The organism is Massilia sp. P2_C2 (assembly GCF_056404615.1).
Genome location: NZ_JBFUDR010000029.1, coordinates 14,149 through 33,814, shown reverse-complemented (window position 1 = coordinate 33,814; position 19,666 = coordinate 14,149). Strand labels below are relative to the sequence as shown.

Here is a 19,666-nt window from a genome sequence, read left to right as displayed (position 1 = left end):
GTGCAGGACAAAGACGGCATGAAAAAACTCGCTCTCGGTGCTTTGCGCCGTATTCAGAAGTTACCGGCGATGGTCCAATCGTTCTTTCGCCAGCAGGAATGCCGGTACGCCGCGCAAGCATAGCTTTACTTTCTAGAAGGTTAGTAAGCAATGACGACGACAATCCTGCCCAGGGACACGCGAATCGACAGCGTCAAGGGCGTACTGATCATCCTGGTCGTATTCGGCCATCTGCTCACGCCGTTCACTCTTCACCCCGGTTTGTACAATGCGATCTACGCCGGCATTTTTGTTTTTCATATGCCGCTGTTCGTGATGATTGCTGGGATGTTTTCGAAGCCGAAACTGAACGATTCGGATTATCGAACAATTTTCTCCCGGCTAGTTTTGCCACTCTTTATTTTTCAATTCCTCTACGTTGGTTTCATCAGCGTGAAAAGCCGGCATCTGGCCGCACCAGTGTGGCAACCCTACTGGATCTTGTGGTTCTTGTTTTGTATGTTGCTATGGAAGGTAACGCTGCCGTTGGTACTGCGCGTTCGATATAGCATTGCCGTCTCGATTGCAATCACGCTAGCGGCCGGTTACGTTGACAAAATTGGGCCAACGCTGGATCTGTCCCGCTTCCTGTACTTCTTTCCCTTCTTCCTCATCGGGCACTTGTACGGCAGGGACATCGTCGCTTTCGCAATGGCGCACCGGCGCGCGCTTGGCGCGGCATTCGTGTTGGTAATCACGGGCACGGCATGGTGGTCATTACACGGGCTTCCTCTCGGGACGCTGTACGGAAGTCTCGCCTACGCCGACGCATCAGTCATCGAGGGCTCCCCCGCCGTGGGTCGAGCGATCATGCTTGCACTGTCGCTGGTCGCATCAATTACCGGGCTGGCGCTGTTTTCCGGTTCGTGGAGTTTTTTGATTCGCATCGGCCAGCGCAGCCTGGGCGTTTACCTGTTACATGGGTTCGCGGTGATGGCAGTTCGTTCGTTTATGCAAAAGTTGGCGATTGAGCCGTCTCTGTTGCTGTTGCCCATGCTGTTGGCGGTCGCCGTTGGAATCGCATTCGCGACATCGCTGCTCGACGCGCCGCTCAATGATTTGTTAAAGTCGATTAGCGCAGTAATATCGAAAAAGGCCAACGCGCGACCTGGCCCCTCGCATTGATTCGAGTGGCCGAGGTAAAAATCCGAACCTCCACCGTCCAGGAGCCGCTTAAACTCATAGGTTGGCTTGATACATCATCCGCGCTTGCGGCCAACACTATACCTGCCGAATTCGCGGCGCCCGTGCTGGTTTTACCAATGGCGCGGCGCCGTATCGATTTCACGCCACCTGCAGCATTTCCGGTGTAACCGTATTTCGGCAGACTTGCCCAAATTCGCTGTGGTAGGTGATCGCCGTGCATTGCCGCTCGCTCAGCCAGCCGCCGCGGGCCGCGTAGGCGTCGCGTGCCGCCAGGGTCGAGTGCTGGATTACCGTCATGCCGGCATGCTCCTTTTCCTCGCTGTGGTGACGATGACCCGTATGCACGTAGCGCTTCGTCGTATCACCCCAGGCCTTCGGGAACTGCGCGGCGAACAGTAGCGGCAGCTGGTCGTTCTTTTTCAGGTGACCATGATGCCAGGCCAGCATGGTCTGGCCGTGCTGATAGACGTAGTACGGGAGCTCGGAATCGATCACCTCGACCCGGGGCTCGTTTTCGTACAGCGCCTTGAACATGGCACGCAGCCAGACTGAGCTGGCCAGGTCGTGATTCCCCTCCGCCATCAGCACGACGACCTTCTCGTGTCGCTGCAGCGCGAACCCGATCACCCGGCGCAGGATCCGGATGGCGGTCTGGACGACCTTCGGGAAGCGACCATCCTGATCGAGGATATGGCCCGAGGTTGGCGTTTTGGCCTCCAGGCCGTCACTGTGCAGGAAGTCGCCGAGCTGGGCGACGACACCGATCCGCGCCGGCGGACTCGCCTTGACCATGTGCGCGAAGCATTCCACGAGCGTGCGCTCGGCGATCGACAGATCCCAATCGCCGTTCGGCGCCAGGTTCTCGCGGTGCCAACAGAGGGCCCCGACGTGGCTATCGGTCAGGGTGTACACGGTGGCCAACTGCGCATTGGTGACGGCCGGCGCCTTGACCGGCTTCGAACGCGGAAGCTCCTCGGACATCGCGGCCGCTGCGGCCCGCATGATTTCCTCGAGCTTCGCCGCGTCGGCCCGGGTTTTCACCCACTGCATGACCGGCACGCCATCCTTGTACAGTGTCGACGTTCCTTTCAACATCTGCCCAGGTGCAACCGGGTGCTGCAGGTCGAACTCAGGCGCGTACCCGCGCGTGGCCGCATTGAGCCTCAGGCGCTCGAGTGCACTGACGATCGTGCTTCTGCCGACGCCAAGCGCGCGTGCTCGAACTAAGGGCGCTTTCCAAGGCCCTTCATGAGGATGTCGACCACGCCCAGGCTCTTTGTCGAGCTAACGACAATCAGTTCACGCGCCGCACCGTGGTTCGCACATACTGTGGTTCGCACATACTTTGCGTTTATCGAGGGTCTGGCTTATAACATGCGGCAGGTGAGTTTAGCATCGCTCAGCGGAACAGACGTGCTAACCGACGGAGAAATAGCCCTACTGCGAGAAGAGAAATATTCGATAAATGACAAGGGTCACGTCCGAAGTCCCCAGGAATCATTTTTGAGTACGTGCCCAGGATTTCTTTTCTCCATACGTACGTTCGCTAAATGCCATGGAGCTGTGTTCGAGCCGAACCTAGGAGACGGTGGTTGGGAAGCATTCAGGAAGTTAGCGGACTTCAGAAACAGAATTACCCATCCCAAATCCTCTGATCGGCTCCACGCTTCCGATGAAAACATGAAAATATTCGCTATCGGAGCTGGTCTGTGAATATAGTGACCGAAATGTTTAACGCATGCGAAGCGGCAGATAAGGCCTATCAAGCCAAGCACGGAGGACAGCCTTCGAATGACTGATTTCGCTCTTCACACGTGAGATTTCTTATAAAGAACTTTCGGCACAGGATTTCCTGAAAATCGTTTATCGGGCAGCGTTGCATCGTTTTTTGGGATGGAAGGCGCCTGGAAGCCTGGTTGGACCCACCTCGTTATACACAACTCGATCCTACCGTCCGTGCCCCGACAGTTCTCTTTTCAATTCAGTAAGTTAGCGGTCCCTTGTAAACTGTCGTGAGATCGCGTTTACTCTCGTCTTTTGGGTGGCGCGCGTGACACACAAGTCGATGGGATGGACGGCGACGGAATTCGAGCAGATCGACCTTGGCGATGCGCGCCTGAACAAGCGAGCGAGGACCTTGATGGAACGATTTGCGGCCGAACCGACCGCCAGTGTGCCCGATGCCTGCAATGGCTGGGGCGAGACGATGGCGGCTTACCGCTTCTTTGACAATGACAGTGTGGACTGGCGCGCGATCCTGGAGCCGCACTGGCAACAAACGCAGGTACGAATGTCGGCATGCCCGGTGGTGCTGTGTCTGCAGGATACGACCGAGCTCGATTTCAATGGCCAGCGTGCCCGCGGCCTCGGACCGCTGAGCTACGAGGCGCAAAGAGGCATGTATTTGCACCCGACCTACGCGGTGACGACATCGCGCGAGCCGCTTGGGATTCTGGATGCCTGGATGTGGGCACGCGAAGAGAAGAACGCGGCCGGTCAGCGCGCGGGCCCGAAGGAAAGCCTGCGCTGGACCGAGGGATATGCGCGTCTGGCGGAGCTGGCGCCGCAGCTTCCCGGTACGCGCCTGGTGTATGTTGCGGACCGCGAATCGGACATGTTGTCCTTGATGACCCAGGCCCATGAATTGGGAACACCGGTCGACTGGCTGGTGCGTGCCGCGCATAACCGCTGCCTGGTCGACGGCGACAAATTGTGGACGCGTGCCAGCGCCGGCGCCGCGGTGGGAAGCATCGAGTTTGCGATGCCGGCACGCCACGGCGTCAAGGCCCGCACGGTACGTCAGCAGTTGTGGGCAGAGCGAATCGAGCTTCCTGCCGGCAAAGGAAATACGCTCGGCGTTACCTGCATCGTCGCACGCGAATACGATGCGCCGCCTGGCGTCAAACCCATTGAGTGGCGGCTGTTGACCAATCGCAAGGCTACAACGGTGGATGCCGTGATTGAACTCATCGACTGGTATCGAGCGCGCTGGGAAATCGAGATTCTGTTCAATGTGCTGAAGAACGCCTGCCGCGTCGAAGCCCTGCAATTGGGGGCAATTGAACGAATCGAACGAGCGCTGGCACTGTATCTCGTGGTGTCTTGGCGCATCGCGCATCTGATGCGGCAAGGCCGCACTTGCCCGAACCTGGACGCCGAACTGTTTTTCGACCCGGATGAAATCCGGGCGGCCTATCTTTTGCGCGACAAGCAACCGCCGAAGAATCCACGACTGAACGAAGTGCTGCGCCAAATCGCCTGTCTCGGAGGTTTCCTCGCGCGCAAGGGCGACGGCGAGCCGGGCGTCATGACCATTTGGCGGGGACTCAAGAAAGTGCATGTCGGGGTCAAGATGATGCAAGCACTACGGCGACATCAGGCATGATCAACTTGTGTATAACGAGGTGGGTTGGACCCGAGGGCAGGAAATGTAAGGGAAATCTCAACCTCCAGGCAGGTGACTGGGTCAATGTCAAGAATGCCGGGAAAATCCAGGCAACGCTCAATCCCGGGGGTATCAATTGCGGTCTGGCATTCAGGCCGAGCATGGCAGAGGCAATCGGCGGACGTTACCAGGTCGCGTTTCCGGTCCAGAAAATCATTCTCGAGCAGAGTGGCAAGATGGTACATTTGACTAATACCGTCGCGTTGAAAGGCGTGGTCTGCCAAGGCGTATGCGCGGCGAATTGCCCCCGTGCGGAATATCTGTATTGGCGCGAAAGCTGGCTGCGGCGCGTGGACGCCGGCGCGGAGCCTGAACACTCCGAAAACCCACATTAGCGTCGACAGATCGCACGATCGTTTGCCCATCGGAGTTACTTATCAATGGCTACCACAAGAGATATCACGATCGTCGGCGCCGGCCCCTACGGCTTGTCGATCGCCGCTCATCTGCGCCAGCGCGGTGCCGATTGCTGCGTTATTGGCAGTACCATGCAAAGCTGGCTTCGTATGATGCCCAAGGGCATGTTGCTTAAATCGGCTGGGCTCACCTCGTCCCTGGTCGCTCCTCACGGCAACTATTCCTTGCGCCAGTTTTGCATCGAGCGCGACATTGCTTATCAGGATATGGGCTTGCCGGTGAGAGTCGAGACCTTCGCGGCATATGGTCTGTCGTTCCAGAAAAAATTCGTACCGGAGGTGCGGGACATTCAATTGGTCGGACTCAGACCATGTCCTGGCGGGCTCAGTTTGTCGACAGCGGATGGCGAGTCGTTTATCAGCCGCAAGGTAGTATTGGCGACCGGACTCGATAGTTACCGGCATATTCCCGGTCCACTCGCGTCTCTACCGCCCGGGTTGCTCACGCACAGCGCCGACCATCACGATCTCAGTCAATTTTGCGGGCGCGACGTGCTCGTGGTCGGCGGCGGCGCGTCGGCCATCGACCTGGCGGTATTGCTGCACGAGGCGCAGGCCAAGGTACGACTGGTCGCACGCGCGCCCGTGCTCAATTTTCTTACGCAGGAAATGCACGCGTCGACCTTGCTGCAACGCCTGCGTACGCCATTATCGGACATTGGCCAGGACTGGAAAGGACTGCTGTGCTCCGATGCGCCATGGCTGTACCGTTATCTGTTCGACCGTTTCCGCTTGCGCACTGCGAAGAAATTCCTTGGTCCTAGCGGCGGCTCGTTCATGCAGAATCGGCTGGCGGCGGTCCCCCAACTGCTGGGTTTCCAGCTGATCCATGCCGAGGCCAGGGAAGGACGTGCGTGCCTGCTGCTGGCAGGCCCCGACGGCCGGCAACGAACCATATCGGCCGATCATGTCATCGCAGCGACCGGGTACGAGGCCGATGTGCGCCGCCTGGGATATTTGAGCGCCGGGATCGTCGAGAAACTGCAGTTGATCGGGCTGACTCCGCGCTTATCGGCGCACTTCGAATCCTCGGTACCGGGCCTGTATTTTGTTGGCGCAATATCGGCGACCAGTTTTGGACCATCGATGCGGTTTATCGCCGGCTCGGACTTCACGAGCCAGCGCATCGTGAAGCATTTGATGCGCTCAACCGGGAACAAAAACCGGACGATGTAAGCCAGCTAATTAGCCTACTGACGTCCGCGGCCGTAAGTGCGGCCCTCAGCGCCTTCGAAATCTGGCTCACCAAGGCGTGGATCTCTGAGCGTCTAAAAAACGCGATTAAGCACGAGTACGACGAAAAGCTTGAGTCGCATAAGGCACAGCTAAAAGCTCAGGCCGACGTCGAGACCGAACGCTTGAAGTCTCAACTAAGCATTATGGCGGCAGAGCATCAGGTGCRCTTTTCCGAGCTACATACAAAACGGGCCAATGTAATTGCCGAAATATACAGCCTGCTAGTCCAAGCCCATTGGGATGGCGCCAATTTTGCATCCCCCGCCGAATTTTCGGGGGAGCCGGACAAGCGCGAAAAATTCCGAAAAGCAATGAAGTCGCTTTTCGGGTTCTCCGAGCAATTTGAAAAGACCCGGATTTATCTACCTGAAGACGTGTACCTACTGATCGATCCCATTATCGAAGAAATGCGTGGAAAAGTAGTAATTTTTGGATCTTATTTGGATGATGATGGCGCGCTTGAGGCGCACGAAGTGAAAGGGCACTGGGCCGACGATGCGCGCGCGAAGATCAAGATCGCCGTGGACCTGTACCCGATTCGGTTCATTGCGATTAGGGCTAAGCCGAAGAAGGACGGCGGCGGCTGGGCGGTGGAGGAGTTCGATTAGAAGTGACGCGTCGATGGCGGGACGCGGTCGCGTGATCAGACTGCGGCGCGGCTATCTCCGAGAAGGGCGCGTAGCTCGCGCTCAAGCGCGCGGCGCGCTGCCGGTACCTCTTTGTCAAAGTATTGCCAAGCTTCCCTCCATACCTTACGTTTCTCTCGACGCGCCTCGTCTTGCATTCCTGGGCGATGGTTGGAATTCGATGTGGCAGCGATTTATGGATCGAGTCTTGAAAGAAACAACGGTAACCGAGCGGTTCACGGAGCACGACATTCGGGCAAAAGCAGCGAGCGATGCCGAGACTCTCGACCACGCGCAGAGCCTGCTTACGCATGCCGACGCAAAGATCACGGATCGGGTCTACAGGCGCAAGCCGAAGAAGGTGCGCCCCCTGCGATAGTAAACGCTTCGATTTATAGCAAAATTGAGAGTAACCGCTATCGCTTAAAGCCGCTTGTAATGGCCTGCCCAGCAGGAATCGAACCTGCGACCCGCAGCTTAGAAGGCTGCTGCTCTATCCAACTGAGCTATGGGCAGTCTGGAAGACTACGGCAGGGGTAGGTCTTCAGGAAATGAAAACGGGCCGTCGACGACAGCCCGTTTGCGAAACGGTGGTCGGAGTACAAGGATTCGAACCTTGGACCCCCTGCTCCCAAAGCAGGTGCGCTACCGGGCTGCGCTACACTCCGATTGGACCGATCATACCCCGCCAGCCGGTAAGCGTCAATGAACGCCCCTGCTCCGTTCCCTTCGGTTCAGGCCTGGCTCAGACCTCGAAACGGGCCGCGATGCGTTTGGCCATCGTCTCGGCCAGTTCTGCGCTCTTCGCCTCGACCATGACGCGCACGAGGGGTTCCGTGCCGGACGGACGGATCAGGACGCGGCCCGCATCGCCCAGTTCGCGTTCGGCGGCTTCCTTCTCGGCCACGACGGCCGCGTTCTTCGTCCAGTCGGTACCCGGCTGCACGCGGACATTGATCAGGGTCTGGGGATACAGCTTCAGTTCGCTGCAGCACTCGGCCAGGCCCTTGCCGGAACGCTTGAGCGCGGTCAGCACCTGCAGCGCCGAAACGATGCCGTCGCCGGTCGTGTGCTTGTCCAGCGCCAGCAGGTGGCCGGAGCCCTCGCCGCCCAGCAGCCAGCCGCGTTCCTGCATCATTTCCAGCACATAACGGTCGCCGACCTTGGCGCGCGCGAAGCCGATGCCCATTTCCTTGAACGCCACCTCGAGCGCCATATTGGTCATCAGCGTGCCGACGGCACCGGCCACGGGACCGGTTGCCATGCGCGCCCGCACCATCACGTACAGCAGCTCGTCGCCGTTGTACAGGCGGCCATCGGCGTCGCACATGATCAGGCGGTCGGCATCGCCGTCCAGCGCAATGCCGAGGTCGGCCTTGTGCTCGACGACGGCGGCGGCCATCGCCTTGGGCGCCGTGGCGCCGACGCCGTTGTTGATGTTGAAGCCGTCCGGCTTGGTGCCCAGTTCGACGATTTCCGCGCCCAGTTCATGGAACACGTGCGGAGCGATGTTGTAAGCGGCACCGTGGGCGCAGTCGACGACGATCTTCAGGCCGCGCAGGTCGAGTTCGTTCGGGAACGTGCTCTTGCAGAATTCGATGTAACGCCCCTGGGCATCGCGCAGGCGTTGCGCGCGGCCCAGCTTTTCCGACGACACACAGCCCATCGGCTGGTCGATGGCGTCCTCGATCTCGAGCTCGACCGCGTCGGGCAGCTTGGTGCCATGCTCGGAAAAGAACTTGATGCCATTGTCCTGGAACGGGTTGTGCGATGCCGAGATCACCACGCCCGCCTGCAGGCGCAGCGCACGCGTCAGGTAGGCGATGGCCGGCGTCGGCATCGGGCCGGCCAGCATCACGTCGACGCCGGCGGCCGAGAAACCGGCTTCCAGGGCGGCTTCCAGCATGTAGCCGGAAATGCGCGTGTCCTTGCCGATCAGGACCGTAGGACGGCTGGTCTGGCCGGCGTTGCCCTTCGCCAGCACCTTGCCGGCCGCGTAGCCGAGCCGCATCACGAAATCAGGCGTGATGGGCGACGTGCCCACCAGGCCGCGTACGCCATCGGTACCGAAATATTTGCGTGCCATTAATTAAATTCTCTTCGTCTATTGATTATTCGTAGTGGCCGCCTGCCAGACCTTCAGCGCATCCACCGTTTCTGCCACATCATGGACCCGTATGATCCGGGCGCCCTGCGCTACCGCAGCGAGCGCGCCACCCAGGCTGCCGGCCAGGCGCTGCTCGACGCTGCGCCCCGTCACGGCCCCGATCATCGATTTGCGTGACAGTCCTGCCAACACCGGCAGGCCCAGATCACTTTCCATGCGACCTATGTTTCGGAGCAAAGCGTAATTATGCTCGACACTCTTCCCAAAACCAAATCCGGGATCAATCGTGACACGTTCATGCACCACGCCTGCCGCCAGCAGCGCATCGACCCGCTCGCGCAGGAAGCCAATCACATCGGCCACGACGTCCCCGTATGCGGGATCGGCCTGCATGTCCTGGGGCGTACCCTGCATGTGCATGACGCACAGCGCGCAGTCGCTGTCGCGCACGGCCTCGATCGCACCCGGCGCCCGGAAACCGTTGACGTCATTGATCATGTCGGCGCCGGCGATGACGGCTTCGCGCATCACCTCGGGCTTGCAGGTGTCGATCGACAGCGGGTAGCCCAGTTCGCGCAGGGCATAGATCGCCGGCATCACGCGGCGCAGCTCTTCGTCGACGGGCACGCGGGGCGAGCCTGGCCGCGTGGATTCGCCGCCGATATCAATGATGTCGACGCCATCCTTGATCATCTGCTCGGCCCGCTCCACGGCGAATTCGAGAGCCTGGTAGCGGCCGCCATCGGAGAACGAGTCCGGTGTGACATTGAGGATGCCCATGACGAGGGGACGCCTGGAGAGGTCGTAGCCGAAGCGGCCACATTGCAGATATTGACGCATGACGAAAAACCCTCGTTGGATAATAAAAAGGCACCCGCGCGGGGTGCCTTTTCGTGGAGGCAGGAATGATCAGGCGGGTGCCGTCGCGTTCGGAGCGACGCCGCCATTGTCGCTCGGCGGCGCGCGCTTGGTCAGCACCACCGATTTCGGCGGACGCGGCTCGCGGCCGGCCATGATGTCGTTGATCTGGTCGGCGTCGATGGTTTCCCATTCGAGCAGCGCCTTCGTCATCACTTCGACCTTGTCGCGGTTTTCTTCCAGCAGGCGGCGCGCCAGCGTGTACTGCGTGTCGAGGATGTTGCGGATCTCGGCATCGACCTTTTGCTGCGTCGCTTCGGAGATCGTCTTCACGGAACCGCCGAAGAAGCCTTCGTTCGGATCGTCCTCGTAGACCATGACGCCCATGCTTTCCGACATGCCGAAGCGGGTCACCATCGAACGGGCCAGCTTGGTGGCGCGGGCGAAGTCGTTCGAGGCGCCGGTCGACATCTGGCCGACGAAGATCTCCTCGGCGATGCGGCCGCCGAACAGGATCGAGATCTCTTCCAGCATCTTGTCCTTGTAGCCGGACAGGCTGTCGTGCTCGGGCAGCTGCCAGGTCAGGCCCAGGGCATAACCACGCGGCATGATCGTGACCTTGTGCACCGGATCGGCCTTCGGCAACAGCTTGGCGATCACGGCGTGGCCCGACTCGTGGTACGCGGTGTTGCGGCGCTCTTCCTCGCGCATGACCATCGATTTGCGCTCCGGGCCCATGAAGATCTTGTCCTTGGCGTCTTCGAAATCGCTCATCTCGACGAGGCGCTTGCTGCGGCGCGCGGCGAACAGCGCGGCTTCGTTGACGAGGTTGGCCAGGTCGGCGCCGGAGAAGCCCGGGGTGCCGCGGGCCAGGATGTCGGCCTTCACGTCGGTGCCGATCGGCACTTTACGCATGTGCACATTCAGGATCTGCTCGCGGCCGCGGATGTCCGGCAGGCCCACCATCACCTGGCGGTCGAAACGGCCCGGACGCAACAGCGCCTTGTCCAGCACGTCGGCGCGGTTGGTCGCGGCGATCACGATCACGCCCGACGACGCCTCGAAGCCGTCCATCTCGACCAGCAACTGGTTCAGCGTCTGCTCGCGCTCGTCGTTGCCGCCGCCCATGCCGGCGCCACGATGGCGGCCGACGGCGTCGATCTCGTCGATGAAGATGATGCAGGGCGAATGTTTTTTCGCGTTCTCGAACATGTCGCGCACGCGGGACGCACCCACGCCCACGAACATCTCGACGAAGTCGGAACCGGAGATCGAGAAGAACGGCACCTTGGCTTCGCCGGCGATGGCGCGGGCCAGCAGCGTCTTGCCGGTACCCGGGGGACCGACCATCAGCACGCCGCGCGGAATGCGGCCGCCCAGTTTCTGGAACTTGGTCGGGTCCTTCAGGAAGTCGACGATCTCGCCCACTTCTTCTTTCGCTTCGTCGCAGCCGGCGACGTCGGCAAACGTGACAGTGTTATTCGTCTCGTCCATCATGCGCGCCTTCGACTTGCCGAACGAGAACGCCCCGCCCTTGCCGCCGCCCTGCATCTGGCGCATGAAGAACACCCAGACGCCGATCAGGAGCAGCATCGGGAACCAGGAAATGAAGACCTGCTGCAGGAACGACGGTTCCTCCGGCGGCTTGACGTCGAAGCGCACGTTGTTGTCGCGCAGGTCGCCGATCAGGCCGCGGTCGAGCATGGTCGCGGTCGTGCGTACCTTCGAATCGTCGGTGCGGGTCGCGGTGATGCTCGAACCTTCGATCACGACGTCCTTGATGCGTTTCGCCTTGACGTCATCGAGCAGCTCGGAATAAGCAATGGTCTTGCTGCCGCCCGCGACGCTATGGTTGTCGAACTGCTTGAACAGCATGAACAACAGCAGCGCGACCACCACCCAGATGGCGGATTTGGAAAACATATTATTCACGAAGACTCCTCTGATGCGAACGCATCTTTCCCATTTTTTCAAAGGCAGATTTTACCGCAATAAGCAGCCCGTGCCACGCACGACCGCCCATAGTGCCTATGCTCCACTATAGCCGGTTTTTATTTCCGTTGCGCAGGCATCACGAACATTCCACGACACGTTGGGACGCGGACGTGGCTGTCCTGTGCTGATGTGCGGCTGTACCCAAGGAAATCAAGGGCGATTTCGTCGTTTTTCGCAGTTTCAGGCAGCGGGATTTTTCAATCCACGCCCCAGCAGGAAGATTTCCGACGATTTGTCGCGGCTGGCCTTGGGTTTGATCTGTTTGACGACCTTGAACTCGGTACGGAACTTCTCCAGGATTTGCGTAAAACCCATGTCCTTGAAGCATTTCACCAACAATGCCCCGGTTGGTTTGAGATGCATTTGAGAGAACTCAATAGCGAGATCGATCAAATCTTCCATGCGGGCTGCATCCGCCGACGGAATGCCGGAGAGATTCGGCGCCATATCGGACAGCACGAGATCAGCCATGCGGCCCTCGAGAACGCCGGCCAGTTCGTCAAGCACCTCCTGCTCGCGGAAATCGCCCTGGATAAAATGCATATCTGCAATCGGCTCCATCGGCAGAATGTCGAGGCCGATCATCGTGCCCTTGATGCCGCCCTCCTCGCCGCCGGCCAGTTTGCGCCGGGTATATTGCCCCCAGCTGCCAGGCGTGCAGCCGAGGTCGACGATCACCTGGCCTGGCCGGATGAGCTTTTCGCTTTCGTCGATTTCTTTGAGCTTGTAGGCAGCACGGGCCCGGTATCCCTCTTTCTGTGCCAGTTTGACATAGGGATCGTTGATGTGATCGTGGATCCAGTTTTTATTGAATTTGTTCTTGGCCATTCGCGTAAAATACTGCTTTTAATAGGTATCTCAAAATAACACCATGATCAAACTTACACCGGTCGAGCGTGCCGCGCTGCGTGCGGAAGCCCACGGACTCAATCCCGTCGTCATGATCGGCGAGGCCGGCCTGACCGAGGCCGTCCTGAAGGAAATCTCGTCCAGCCTGGATGCGCACGGCCTCATCAAGGTACGCGTTTTCGGCGACGACCGCGAAGAACGCGTCGCGATCTACGAACGGATCTGCGCGGAACTCGACGCCGCGCCGGTCCAGCACATCGGCAAGCTGCTCGTGCTCTATCGCCCGAAGAAGGACGCCGCCAAGGAACGTTCGACCAGGGCCGGCAAGGGCCTGCGCGAAGTCACCATCGTCAAGCCGAGCCCGAGCGGCACGAAGAAACCGACCGTCCAGAAGGTGCTGCTGAAGGGGAACGAGCGCGTGACCCAGGGCGGCAACATCAAGCGGGCCAAGCCGCGCCAGGCCAGCACCAAGAAGACCGCGTTGAAATAATCCTTGTCAGTGCAAAAAATGAACCGGGGCCGATGCCCCGGTTTTTTTTATGCGCCAACACATGCATGGTGGGCACGTTTCATTTGGGGCCCCCGGCCCCAAATGCCCACCCTACGTTTCAATGAGACGCCGTAGGGTGGGCGGCCTCCACCCACCAACCATGTGCATCACCGCGCTTTCACGACCAACACGGCGCCGAGGATGCTCTCGACCAGGTACAACACCTGCGACACCCCGTGCAGGGCCGCGAACGTCCCCCACTGCTTTGAGGCCCGCACGCCGGCCGCGCCCGCCGCCTCGCGGATCGCCGCCATCATCGGCTGCAGCCCCAGGCAGACGACGAGGCTGCACGCCAGCATGCCGGCGATGACGCCAAACAACCAGCGCCTGCGCCGCGCATCGAGGTCGCCTGCACGCGCGACGAGCAGCACCAGCAGCACGGCCAGCGCAATGGCCAGCCAGGCCGAGCGCGTCAGCATGATGCCGACGACGTTGCCGGCCTGCGTGCTGTCGAGGACGGCAAACGCACTCGGCGCGGCCAGGTAGCTGACGGCCCACACGCTGCCGGCCCACAGGGCGGCCAGCAGCAGGCGCGCATTGGCGAGCATCATGTCGAGCTTATGATGCGCTGCTTAAACGTAGCGGACTTCCAGGATTTCGTATTCGCGCGGACCGGACGGGGCCTGCACTTCGACCACGTCGCCGGCGTATTTGCCGATCAGCGCGCGCGCGATCGGCGAGGTGACGGAGACCTTGTTCTCCTTGAGGTCGGCTTCATCGATGCCGACGATCTGGTAGGTGACCTGCTGGCCGTTCTCGAGGTCTTCGAGGTCGACGGTCGAGGCGAACACGACGCGGCCTTCCGCGTCCAGCGTGGCCGGGTCGATGATCTGCGCGGTGGACAGCTTCTGCTCCAGCTCGGCGATGCGGCCTTCGACGAAGGCCTGGCGCTCCTTGGCGGCGTCGTATTCGGCGTTTTCCGACAGGTCGCCGTGCGAACGTGCCTCGGCGATCGCATCGATCACGTTGCGGCGCTCCTTGGTCTTGAGCTGGTGCAGCTCTGCCTTCAACTTCTCGGCGCCGAATTTGGTCAATGGAGTGTTCATCGTATTCTGTTCTCAGTGTTTGCGGACGTACCAAGTGAAAACCACAGAGCCGCACGGCGCAAGCCGCGCGAACTCTGTGGTCTTAGGTACTGCTCAGGTACTGCCTGGGTACTACCAGGCGGTGGTGCGAATGTTACCGCATCGCCGCTTAGTTTAAGGTTTTATGCAGGCCTTGTAAATCGTACACCCGCAACTCGTCCAGGTGACGCATGCCCTGCACCGCGGCCTCGGCGCCGGCGATCGTGGTATAGGTGACCACGCGCGACTGCAGTGCCGACGTACGGATCGTACGCGAATCGGCGATGGCGCTGCGCTTTTCTTCCACCGTGTTCACGACCATCGCGATCTCGTGGTTCTTGATCATGTCGACGATGTGCGGACGGCCCTCGATCACCTTGTTGACCGGGGTGACCGGGATGCCGGCGGCGGCGATCACGGCGGCGGTGCCCTTCGTCGCGACGAGCGAGAAGCCCAGTTCGACGAGGTCGCGGGCCACTTTCACGGTGCGCGGCTTGTCGGAACCTTTCACGGACAGGAACACGCGGCCCGTCGTCGGCAGCGTGATGCCGGCCGCGAGCTGCGACTTGACGAAGGCTTCGCCGAACGTCGTGCCCACGCCCATCACTTCGCCCGTCGATTTCATCTCGGGGCCGAGGATCGTGTCGACACCRGGGAACTTCACGAACGGGAACACGGCTTCCTTCACGCTGTAGAACGGCGGGACGACTTCTTTCGTGATGCCCTGCTGCGCCAGCGTCTGGCCGACCATGCAGCGCGCGGCGATCTTCGCCAGCTGCAGGCCCGTCGCCTTCGACACGAACGGCACGGTACGCGACGCGCGCGGGTTCACTTCCAGCACATAGACGGTGTCCACCGTCTGGCCGTCGACGTCCGATTGCTGGATCGCGAACTGCACGTTCATCAGGCCGACGACGTTCAGCGCCTTCGCCATCAGCGAGGTCTGGCGCTTCAGTTCATCGATGGTGGCCTGGGCCAGCGAGTACGGCGGCAGCGAGCACGCGGAGTCGCCCGAGTGCACGCCGGCCTGCTCGATGTGTTCCATCACGCCGCCGATGAACGTCGTCTCGCCGTCCGAGATGCAGTCGACGTCGACTTCGATCGCGTCGTTCAGGAAGCGGTCCAGCAGCACCGGCGAATCGTTCGACACCTTCACGGCTTCGCGCATGTAGCGCTCGAGGTCGCGCTGCTCGTGGACGATTTCCATCGCGCGGCCGCCCAGCACGTAGGACGGACGCACGACGAGCGGATAGCCGATCTCGGATGCGAGCGCCAGCGCTTCGGCTTCCGTACGGGCCGTGCGATTCGGCGGCTGGCGCAGGCCCAGGTCCTGCAGCAGCTTCTGGAAACGCTCGCGGTCTTCGGCGGCGTCGATCATGTCCGGCGACGTGCCGATGATCGGGACGCCGTTTGCTTCCAGGTCGAGCGCCAGCTTCAGCGGGGTCTGGCCGCCGTACTGGACGATCACGCCTTCCGGCTTCTCCAGCTCGACGATTTCCAGCACGTCTTCCAGCGTGAGCGATTCGAAGTACAGGCGGTCGGACGTGTCGTAGTCGGTCGACACGGTCTCGGGGTTGCAGTTGACCATGATGGTCTCGTAGCCGTCTTCGCGCATGGCGAGGGCCGCGTGCACGCAGCAGTAGTCGAACTCGATGCCCTGGCCGATGCGGTTCGGACCGCCGCCCAGCACCATGATCTTCTTCTTGTCCGTCGGGTTCGACTCGCATTCCTCGTCGTACGTCGAGTACATGTACGCGGTGTTGGTCGCGAATTCGGCGGCGCAGGTGTCCACGCGCTTGTACACGGGACGGATGCTCAGTTCGTGACGCTTGGCGCGCACGGCCTCGGCGGTCGTCTGCATCAGGAATGCCAGGCGGCGGTCCGAGAAGCCCTTCTGCTTCAGTTTATACAGCGTCGGCTTGTCGAGGTTTTCCAGCTTCTGGTGATCCAGCCACAGCTCGATGTCGACGATTTCCTTGATCTGGATGAGGAACCACGGATCGATCTTGGTGAGGTTGTGCACTTCTTCCAGGGTGAAGCCCTGCGCGAACGCGTCGCCCACGTACCAGATACGCTCCGGCCCCGGCTCGCCCAGTTCTTCCTCGATCTTCTCGCGGTCGCGGGTCTTCTCGTTCAGGCCGTCGACGCCGACTTCCAGGCCGCGCAGCGCCTTCTGGAACGATTCCTGGAACGTGCGGCCCATCGCCATCACCTCGCCGACGGATTTCATCTGCGTCGTCAGGTGCTTGTCGGCGGTCGGGAATTTCTCGAACGTGAAGCGCGGGATCTTGGTGACGACGTAGTCGATCGACGGCTCGAACGAAGCCGGGGTCGCGCCGCCRGTGATCTCGTTGCGCAGCTCGTCCAGCGTGAAGCCGACGGCCAGCTTCGCCGCCACTTTCGCGATCGGGAAACCGGTCGCCTTCGATGCCAGCGCTGACGAACGCGACACGCGCGGGTTCATCTCGATGACGATCATGCGGCCGTCCTTCGGGTTGATCGAGAACTGCACGTTCGAGCCGCCCGTGTCGACGCCGATCTCGCGCAGCACGTTGATCGACGCGTTGCGCATGATCTGGTATTCCTTGTCCGTCAGCGTCTGCGCCGGCGCGACGGTGATCGAGTCGCCCGTGTGCACGCCCATCGGGTCCAGGTTCTCGATCGAGCAGACGATGATGCAGTTGTCCTTCTTGTCGCGGACGACTTCCATCTCGTACTCTTTCCAGCCGAGCAACGATTCTTCGATCAGCAGCTCCGACGTCGGCGAAGCTTCCAGGCCGCGCTTGCAGATCGCTTCGAATTCTTCTTCGTTGTAGGCGATGCCGCCGCCCGAGCCACCCATCGTGAACGACGGACGGATGATCGTGGGGAAGCCCAGTTCGCGCTGCACGGTACGGGCTTCTTCCATCGAGTGGGCGATGCCGGAACGGGCCGAACCCAGGCCGATCTTCGTCATCGCTTCCTTGAACTTGAAGCGGTCCTCGGCCTTGTCGATGGCTTCCGGCGTCGCGCCGATCAGTTCGACCTTGTACTTGTCCAGGATGCCGTGGCGGTGCAGGTCCAGTGCGCAGTTCAGCGCGGTCTGGCCACCCATCGTCGGCAGGATCGCGTCCGGACGCTCCTTGTCGATGATGCGCTCGACGGCCTTCCACGTGATCGGTTCGATGTACGTGACGTCGGCCGTTTCCGGGTCCGTCATGATGGTCGCCGGGTTCGAGTTGACCAGGATGACCTTGTAGCCTTCTTCACGCAGCGCCTTGCAGGCCTGTGCGCCGGAGTAGTCGAATTCGACCGCCTGGCCGATGACGATCGGGCCCGCGCCGATGATCAGGATGCTTTTAATATCAGTACGTTTTGGCATTTATTTCTTCTCGCTTGCGTGGGCTTGCATCTTGCTGATGAAACGGTCGAACAGGTAGGCGACGTCGGTCGGGCCGGGCGACGCTTCCGGGTGGCCCTGGAAGCAGAACGCCGGCTTGTCGGTGCGCTCGAAGCCTTGCAGCGAGCCGTCGAACAGCGAGACGTGCGTCACGCGGCAGTTGGCCGGCAGCGTGTCCGCGTCGACCGCGAAACCGTGGTTCTGCGAGGTGATCATCACCTGCTTCGAATCCAGGTCCTGCACCGGATGGTTGGCGCCGTGGTGGCCGAACTTCATCTTGACGGTCTTTGCGCCCGAGGCCAGCGCCATGATCTGGTGGCCGAGGCAGATGCCGAACGTCGGGATGCCCGAATCGATCACTTTCTTCGTCGCGGCGATCGCGTAGTCGCATGCGGCCGGGTCGCCCGGGCCGTTGGCCAGGAAGATGCCGTCCGGGTTCAGCGCGAGGGCTTCTTCCGCGGTGGCCTGTGCCGGCAGCACGGTGATCTTGCAGCCGCGCTCGGCCAGCATGCGCAGGATGTTGCGCTTGACGCCGTAGTCGAAGGCGACCACGTGGAACTGCGGGTTCTCCTGCTTGCCGTAACCCTGGCCCAGTTTCCATTCGGTCTGGTCGAACGAGTACGACTCCTTGACCGAGACGACCTTCGCCAGGTCCATGCCGTTCAGGCCCGGGAACGAGCGCGCCAGTTCCAGCGCCTGCGCTTCCGACGGTTCGTTGCCCTGGGTGCCGGTCAGGATCGCGCCGTTCTGGGCCCCCTTCTCGCGCAGGATGCGGGTCAGCTTGCGGGTGTCGATGCCGGCGATGGCAACCACGTTCTCGGCCTTCAGGTAATCCGACAGCGACTGGTGCGAGCGGAAATTCGAGGCCAGCAGCGGCAGGTCGCGGATGATCAGGCCGGCGGCATGCACTTTCGACGCTTCGACGTCTTCGACGTTTACGCCGTAGTTGCCGATGTGCGGGTACGTCAGCGTGACGATCTGACGCGAGTAGCTGGGGTCGGTCAGGATTTCCTGGTAACCGGTCATGGCGGTGTTGAACACCACCTCACCGATCGTGTGACCGGTGGCGCCGATCGAATATCCTTTGAAAATGGTTCCGTCTGCCAGGGCAAGAATGGCTGGAACGGCTGGGCCAGAAAAAAATGGCGGCAAGGGCAACTCCCGATAAAGTCGCCGTAGGCTGCGCCACGTCAGACCGGCCCGAACAGGGTGTGGGCATGCATCTCGCCCAGTGCTTCAGGTCGCCAGAAAGAGGAATGGGTGGGTAGTCGCTACGGCAGATAAGTGATGGCTAAACCTCTGAATTATAGCGCGATTTATATCGGCCGGCAATCGCCTTACCGTCGCTTTTAGTCTAAATAGCGCGCAGAAAGGTAGGGTGGACGGCTTCGCCGTCCACGCGTTCAACCCAAGCTTGATTCGTCGCGACTCTGCATCCGCAGGCTGGACGCGTGGACGGCCGAGCCGTCCACCCTACAATAAATGGCGGGCGACACGACCGGCGTGGTACCGGGCCCGCCGATCTGGCGGAGCGAAAAATTACAGGCCCAGCGCCGCGATACCGGCCTTGGCGATCTGCGCATCTTCCGCCGACTTCACGCCGGACACGCCGACGGCACCGACGACATGGCCTTCGACGACGATGGGCACGCCGCCTTCCAGCATGCCGTCCAGTTCCGGCGCGCGGGCGAACGACACGCGGCCGTTGTTGATCATGTCCTCGTAGATCTTCGACTCACGGCGGCCCAGCGCGGCCGTTTTCGCCTTGGCCGGGGCGATGTGGGCGGACACCGGCGCAGCGCCGTCCAGGCGCTGCAGCCACAGCGGGTGGCCGCCGTCGTCGCAGATCGCGATGACGACCTTCCAGCCGTTGGCGACGGCTTCCGCTTCGGCGCCGGCGGCGATCTTCTTGATGTCTTCGAGGGTAAGGACGGGCTTGGTTTGCATCTTGTGTCT

At 61.1% G+C, this 19,666-nt stretch carries 16 protein-coding genes, 2 tRNA genes and 1 pseudogene; 7 read left to right on the top strand and 12 right to left on the bottom strand.

The window, feature by feature from the left end; genetic code table 11:
* Together AC1DYX_RS05780 and AC1DYX_RS05775 are read left to right on the top strand one after the other, a co-directional pair.
* A pseudogene (locus AC1DYX_RS05780) lies at positions 1-123 on the top strand (IS630 family transposase); the annotation flags it as partial.
* Between the two features lie 27 nt (positions 124-150).
* On the top strand, positions 151-1,164 hold the full coding sequence (locus tag AC1DYX_RS05775; RefSeq protein ID WP_477257190.1) for an acyltransferase family protein: 1,014 nt from the start codon (positions 151-153) through the stop codon (positions 1,162-1,164).
* Positions 1,165-1,323: 159 nt separating this feature from the next.
* Here AC1DYX_RS05775 and AC1DYX_RS05770 read toward each other — a convergent pair whose 3' ends face one another.
* Positions 1,324-2,235 carry a hypothetical protein gene (locus AC1DYX_RS05770; RefSeq protein WP_477257187.1) on the bottom strand — a complete coding sequence of 304 codons (912 nt, stop codon included), beginning with the start codon at positions 2,233-2,235 and terminating at the stop codon, positions 1,324-1,326.
* Positions 2,236-3,250: 1,015 nt separating this feature from the next.
* On the opposite strand from AC1DYX_RS05770, the gene AC1DYX_RS05765 reads away from it, so the two are divergent.
* The 4 genes from AC1DYX_RS05765 (at position 3,251) to AC1DYX_RS05750 (ending at position 6,890) form a co-directional block, all read left to right on the top strand.
* Positions 3,251-4,570, top strand: a complete 1,320-nt coding sequence (locus tag AC1DYX_RS05765) for an IS4 family transposase (RefSeq protein WP_477257196.1) — start codon at positions 3,251-3,253, stop codon at positions 4,568-4,570.
* Between the two features lie 161 nt (positions 4,571-4,731).
* Positions 4,732-4,965: a hypothetical protein gene (locus AC1DYX_RS05760; protein ID WP_477257185.1), complete on the top strand. Its 234-nt coding sequence runs from the start codon at positions 4,732-4,734 to the stop codon at positions 4,963-4,965.
* A 45-nt stretch (positions 4,966-5,010) separates the two neighbouring features.
* Complete coding sequence (locus tag AC1DYX_RS05755; protein WP_477257183.1) at positions 5,011-6,222, top strand: NAD(P)-binding domain-containing protein; 1,212 nt, start codon at positions 5,011-5,013, stop codon at positions 6,220-6,222.
* A 182-nt stretch (positions 6,223-6,404) separates the two neighbouring features.
* Positions 6,405-6,890, top strand: coding sequence for a hypothetical protein (locus AC1DYX_RS05750; protein WP_477257181.1), 486 nt, complete (start codon positions 6,405-6,407; stop codon positions 6,888-6,890).
* A 457-nt stretch (positions 6,891-7,347) separates the two neighbouring features.
* Here the strand turns inward: AC1DYX_RS05750 and AC1DYX_RS05745 are convergent.
* The 6 genes from AC1DYX_RS05745 to AC1DYX_RS05720 form a co-directional block, all read right to left on the bottom strand.
* Positions 7,348-7,424, bottom strand: a tRNA-Arg gene (locus AC1DYX_RS05745).
* Positions 7,425-7,499: 75 nt separating this feature from the next.
* Positions 7,500-7,576: transfer RNA gene (locus AC1DYX_RS05740), tRNA-Pro, on the bottom strand.
* A gap of 77 nt (positions 7,577-7,653) precedes the next feature.
* Positions 7,654-8,994, bottom strand: a complete 1,341-nt coding sequence (glmM, locus tag AC1DYX_RS05735) for a phosphoglucosamine mutase (RefSeq protein ID WP_477257179.1) — start codon at positions 8,992-8,994, stop codon at positions 7,654-7,656.
* A gap of 18 nt (positions 8,995-9,012) precedes the next feature.
* Complete coding sequence (gene folP, locus AC1DYX_RS05730; RefSeq protein ID WP_477257177.1) at positions 9,013-9,855, bottom strand: dihydropteroate synthase; 843 nt, start codon at positions 9,853-9,855, stop codon at positions 9,013-9,015.
* Positions 9,856-9,924: 69 nt separating this feature from the next.
* Positions 9,925-11,805, bottom strand: coding sequence for an ATP-dependent zinc metalloprotease FtsH (ftsH, locus tag AC1DYX_RS05725; protein ID WP_477257175.1), 1,881 nt, complete (start codon positions 11,803-11,805; stop codon positions 9,925-9,927).
* A 243-nt stretch (positions 11,806-12,048) separates the two neighbouring features.
* Entirely contained in the window at positions 12,049-12,696 is a 648-nt protein-coding gene (locus AC1DYX_RS05720; protein ID WP_477257173.1) for an RlmE family RNA methyltransferase, read from the bottom strand.
* Positions 12,697-12,739: 43 nt separating this feature from the next.
* Here AC1DYX_RS05720 and yhbY point away from each other — a divergent pair, with 43 nt between their 5' ends.
* On the top strand, positions 12,740-13,207 hold the full coding sequence (gene yhbY, locus AC1DYX_RS05715; RefSeq protein WP_477257172.1) for a ribosome assembly RNA-binding protein YhbY: 468 nt from the start codon (positions 12,740-12,742) through the stop codon (positions 13,205-13,207).
* A 167-nt stretch (positions 13,208-13,374) separates the two neighbouring features.
* Here yhbY and AC1DYX_RS05710 read toward each other — a convergent pair whose 3' ends face one another.
* From AC1DYX_RS05710 to AC1DYX_RS05690, 5 genes are all read right to left on the bottom strand, one after another.
* On the bottom strand, positions 13,375-13,818 hold the full coding sequence (locus AC1DYX_RS05710) for a DUF4149 domain-containing protein (RefSeq protein WP_477257170.1): 444 nt from the start codon (positions 13,816-13,818) through the stop codon (positions 13,375-13,377).
* A 21-nt stretch (positions 13,819-13,839) separates the two neighbouring features.
* Positions 13,840-14,313 (bottom strand): transcription elongation factor GreA, encoded by a 474-nt coding sequence (greA, locus tag AC1DYX_RS05705; RefSeq protein ID WP_029757144.1) that lies wholly within the window; start codon positions 14,311-14,313, stop codon positions 13,840-13,842.
* A 148-nt stretch (positions 14,314-14,461) separates the two neighbouring features.
* Positions 14,462-17,692 (bottom strand): carbamoyl-phosphate synthase large subunit, encoded by a 3,231-nt coding sequence (gene carB, locus AC1DYX_RS05700; protein ID WP_477257167.1) that lies wholly within the window; start codon positions 17,690-17,692, stop codon positions 14,462-14,464.
* Entirely contained in the window at positions 17,693-18,862 is a 1,170-nt protein-coding gene (carA, locus tag AC1DYX_RS05695) for a glutamine-hydrolyzing carbamoyl-phosphate synthase small subunit (RefSeq protein ID WP_477257165.1), read from the bottom strand. It abuts the gene before it with no gap.
* Between the two features lie 387 nt (positions 18,863-19,249).
* Positions 19,250-19,657 (bottom strand): heme-binding protein, encoded by a 408-nt coding sequence (locus tag AC1DYX_RS05690; RefSeq protein WP_091666564.1) that lies wholly within the window; start codon positions 19,655-19,657, stop codon positions 19,250-19,252.
* Positions 19,658-19,666: the final 9 nt, after the last annotated feature.

Bases quoted from the DNA above. Each gene is read 5' to 3' on its own strand.
- AC1DYX_RS05775 (WP_477257190.1), top strand. From the start codon at position 151: ATGACGACGACAATCCTGCCCAGGGACACGCGAATCGACAGCGTCAAG.
- AC1DYX_RS05770 (WP_477257187.1), bottom strand. From the start codon at position 2,235: ATGCAGTGGGTGAAAACCCGGGCCGACGCGGCGAAGCTCGAGGAAATC.
- AC1DYX_RS05765 (WP_477257196.1), top strand. From the start codon at position 3,251: ATGGGATGGACGGCGACGGAATTCGAGCAGATCGACCTTGGCGATGCG.
- AC1DYX_RS05760 (WP_477257185.1), top strand. From the start codon at position 4,732: ATGGCAGAGGCAATCGGCGGACGTTACCAGGTCGCGTTTCCGGTCCAG.
- AC1DYX_RS05755 (WP_477257183.1), top strand. From the start codon at position 5,011: ATGGCTACCACAAGAGATATCACGATCGTCGGCGCCGGCCCCTACGGC.
- glmM (WP_477257179.1), bottom strand. From the start codon at position 8,994: ATGGCACGCAAATATTTCGGTACCGATGGCGTACGCGGCCTGGTGGGC.
- folP (WP_477257177.1), bottom strand. From the start codon at position 9,855: ATGCGTCAATATCTGCAATGTGGCCGCTTCGGCTACGACCTCTCCAGG.
- AC1DYX_RS05720 (WP_477257173.1), bottom strand. From the start codon at position 12,696: ATGGCCAAGAACAAATTCAATAAAAACTGGATCCACGATCACATCAAC.
- yhbY (WP_477257172.1), top strand. From the start codon at position 12,740: ATGATCAAACTTACACCGGTCGAGCGTGCCGCGCTGCGTGCGGAAGCC.
- AC1DYX_RS05710 (WP_477257170.1), bottom strand. From the start codon at position 13,818: ATGATGCTCGCCAATGCGCGCCTGCTGCTGGCCGCCCTGTGGGCCGGC.
- greA (WP_029757144.1), bottom strand. From the start codon at position 14,313: ATGAACACTCCATTGACCAAATTCGGCGCCGAGAAGTTGAAGGCAGAG.
- AC1DYX_RS05690 (WP_091666564.1), bottom strand. From the start codon at position 19,657: ATGCAAACCAAGCCCGTCCTTACCCTCGAAGACATCAAGAAGATCGCC.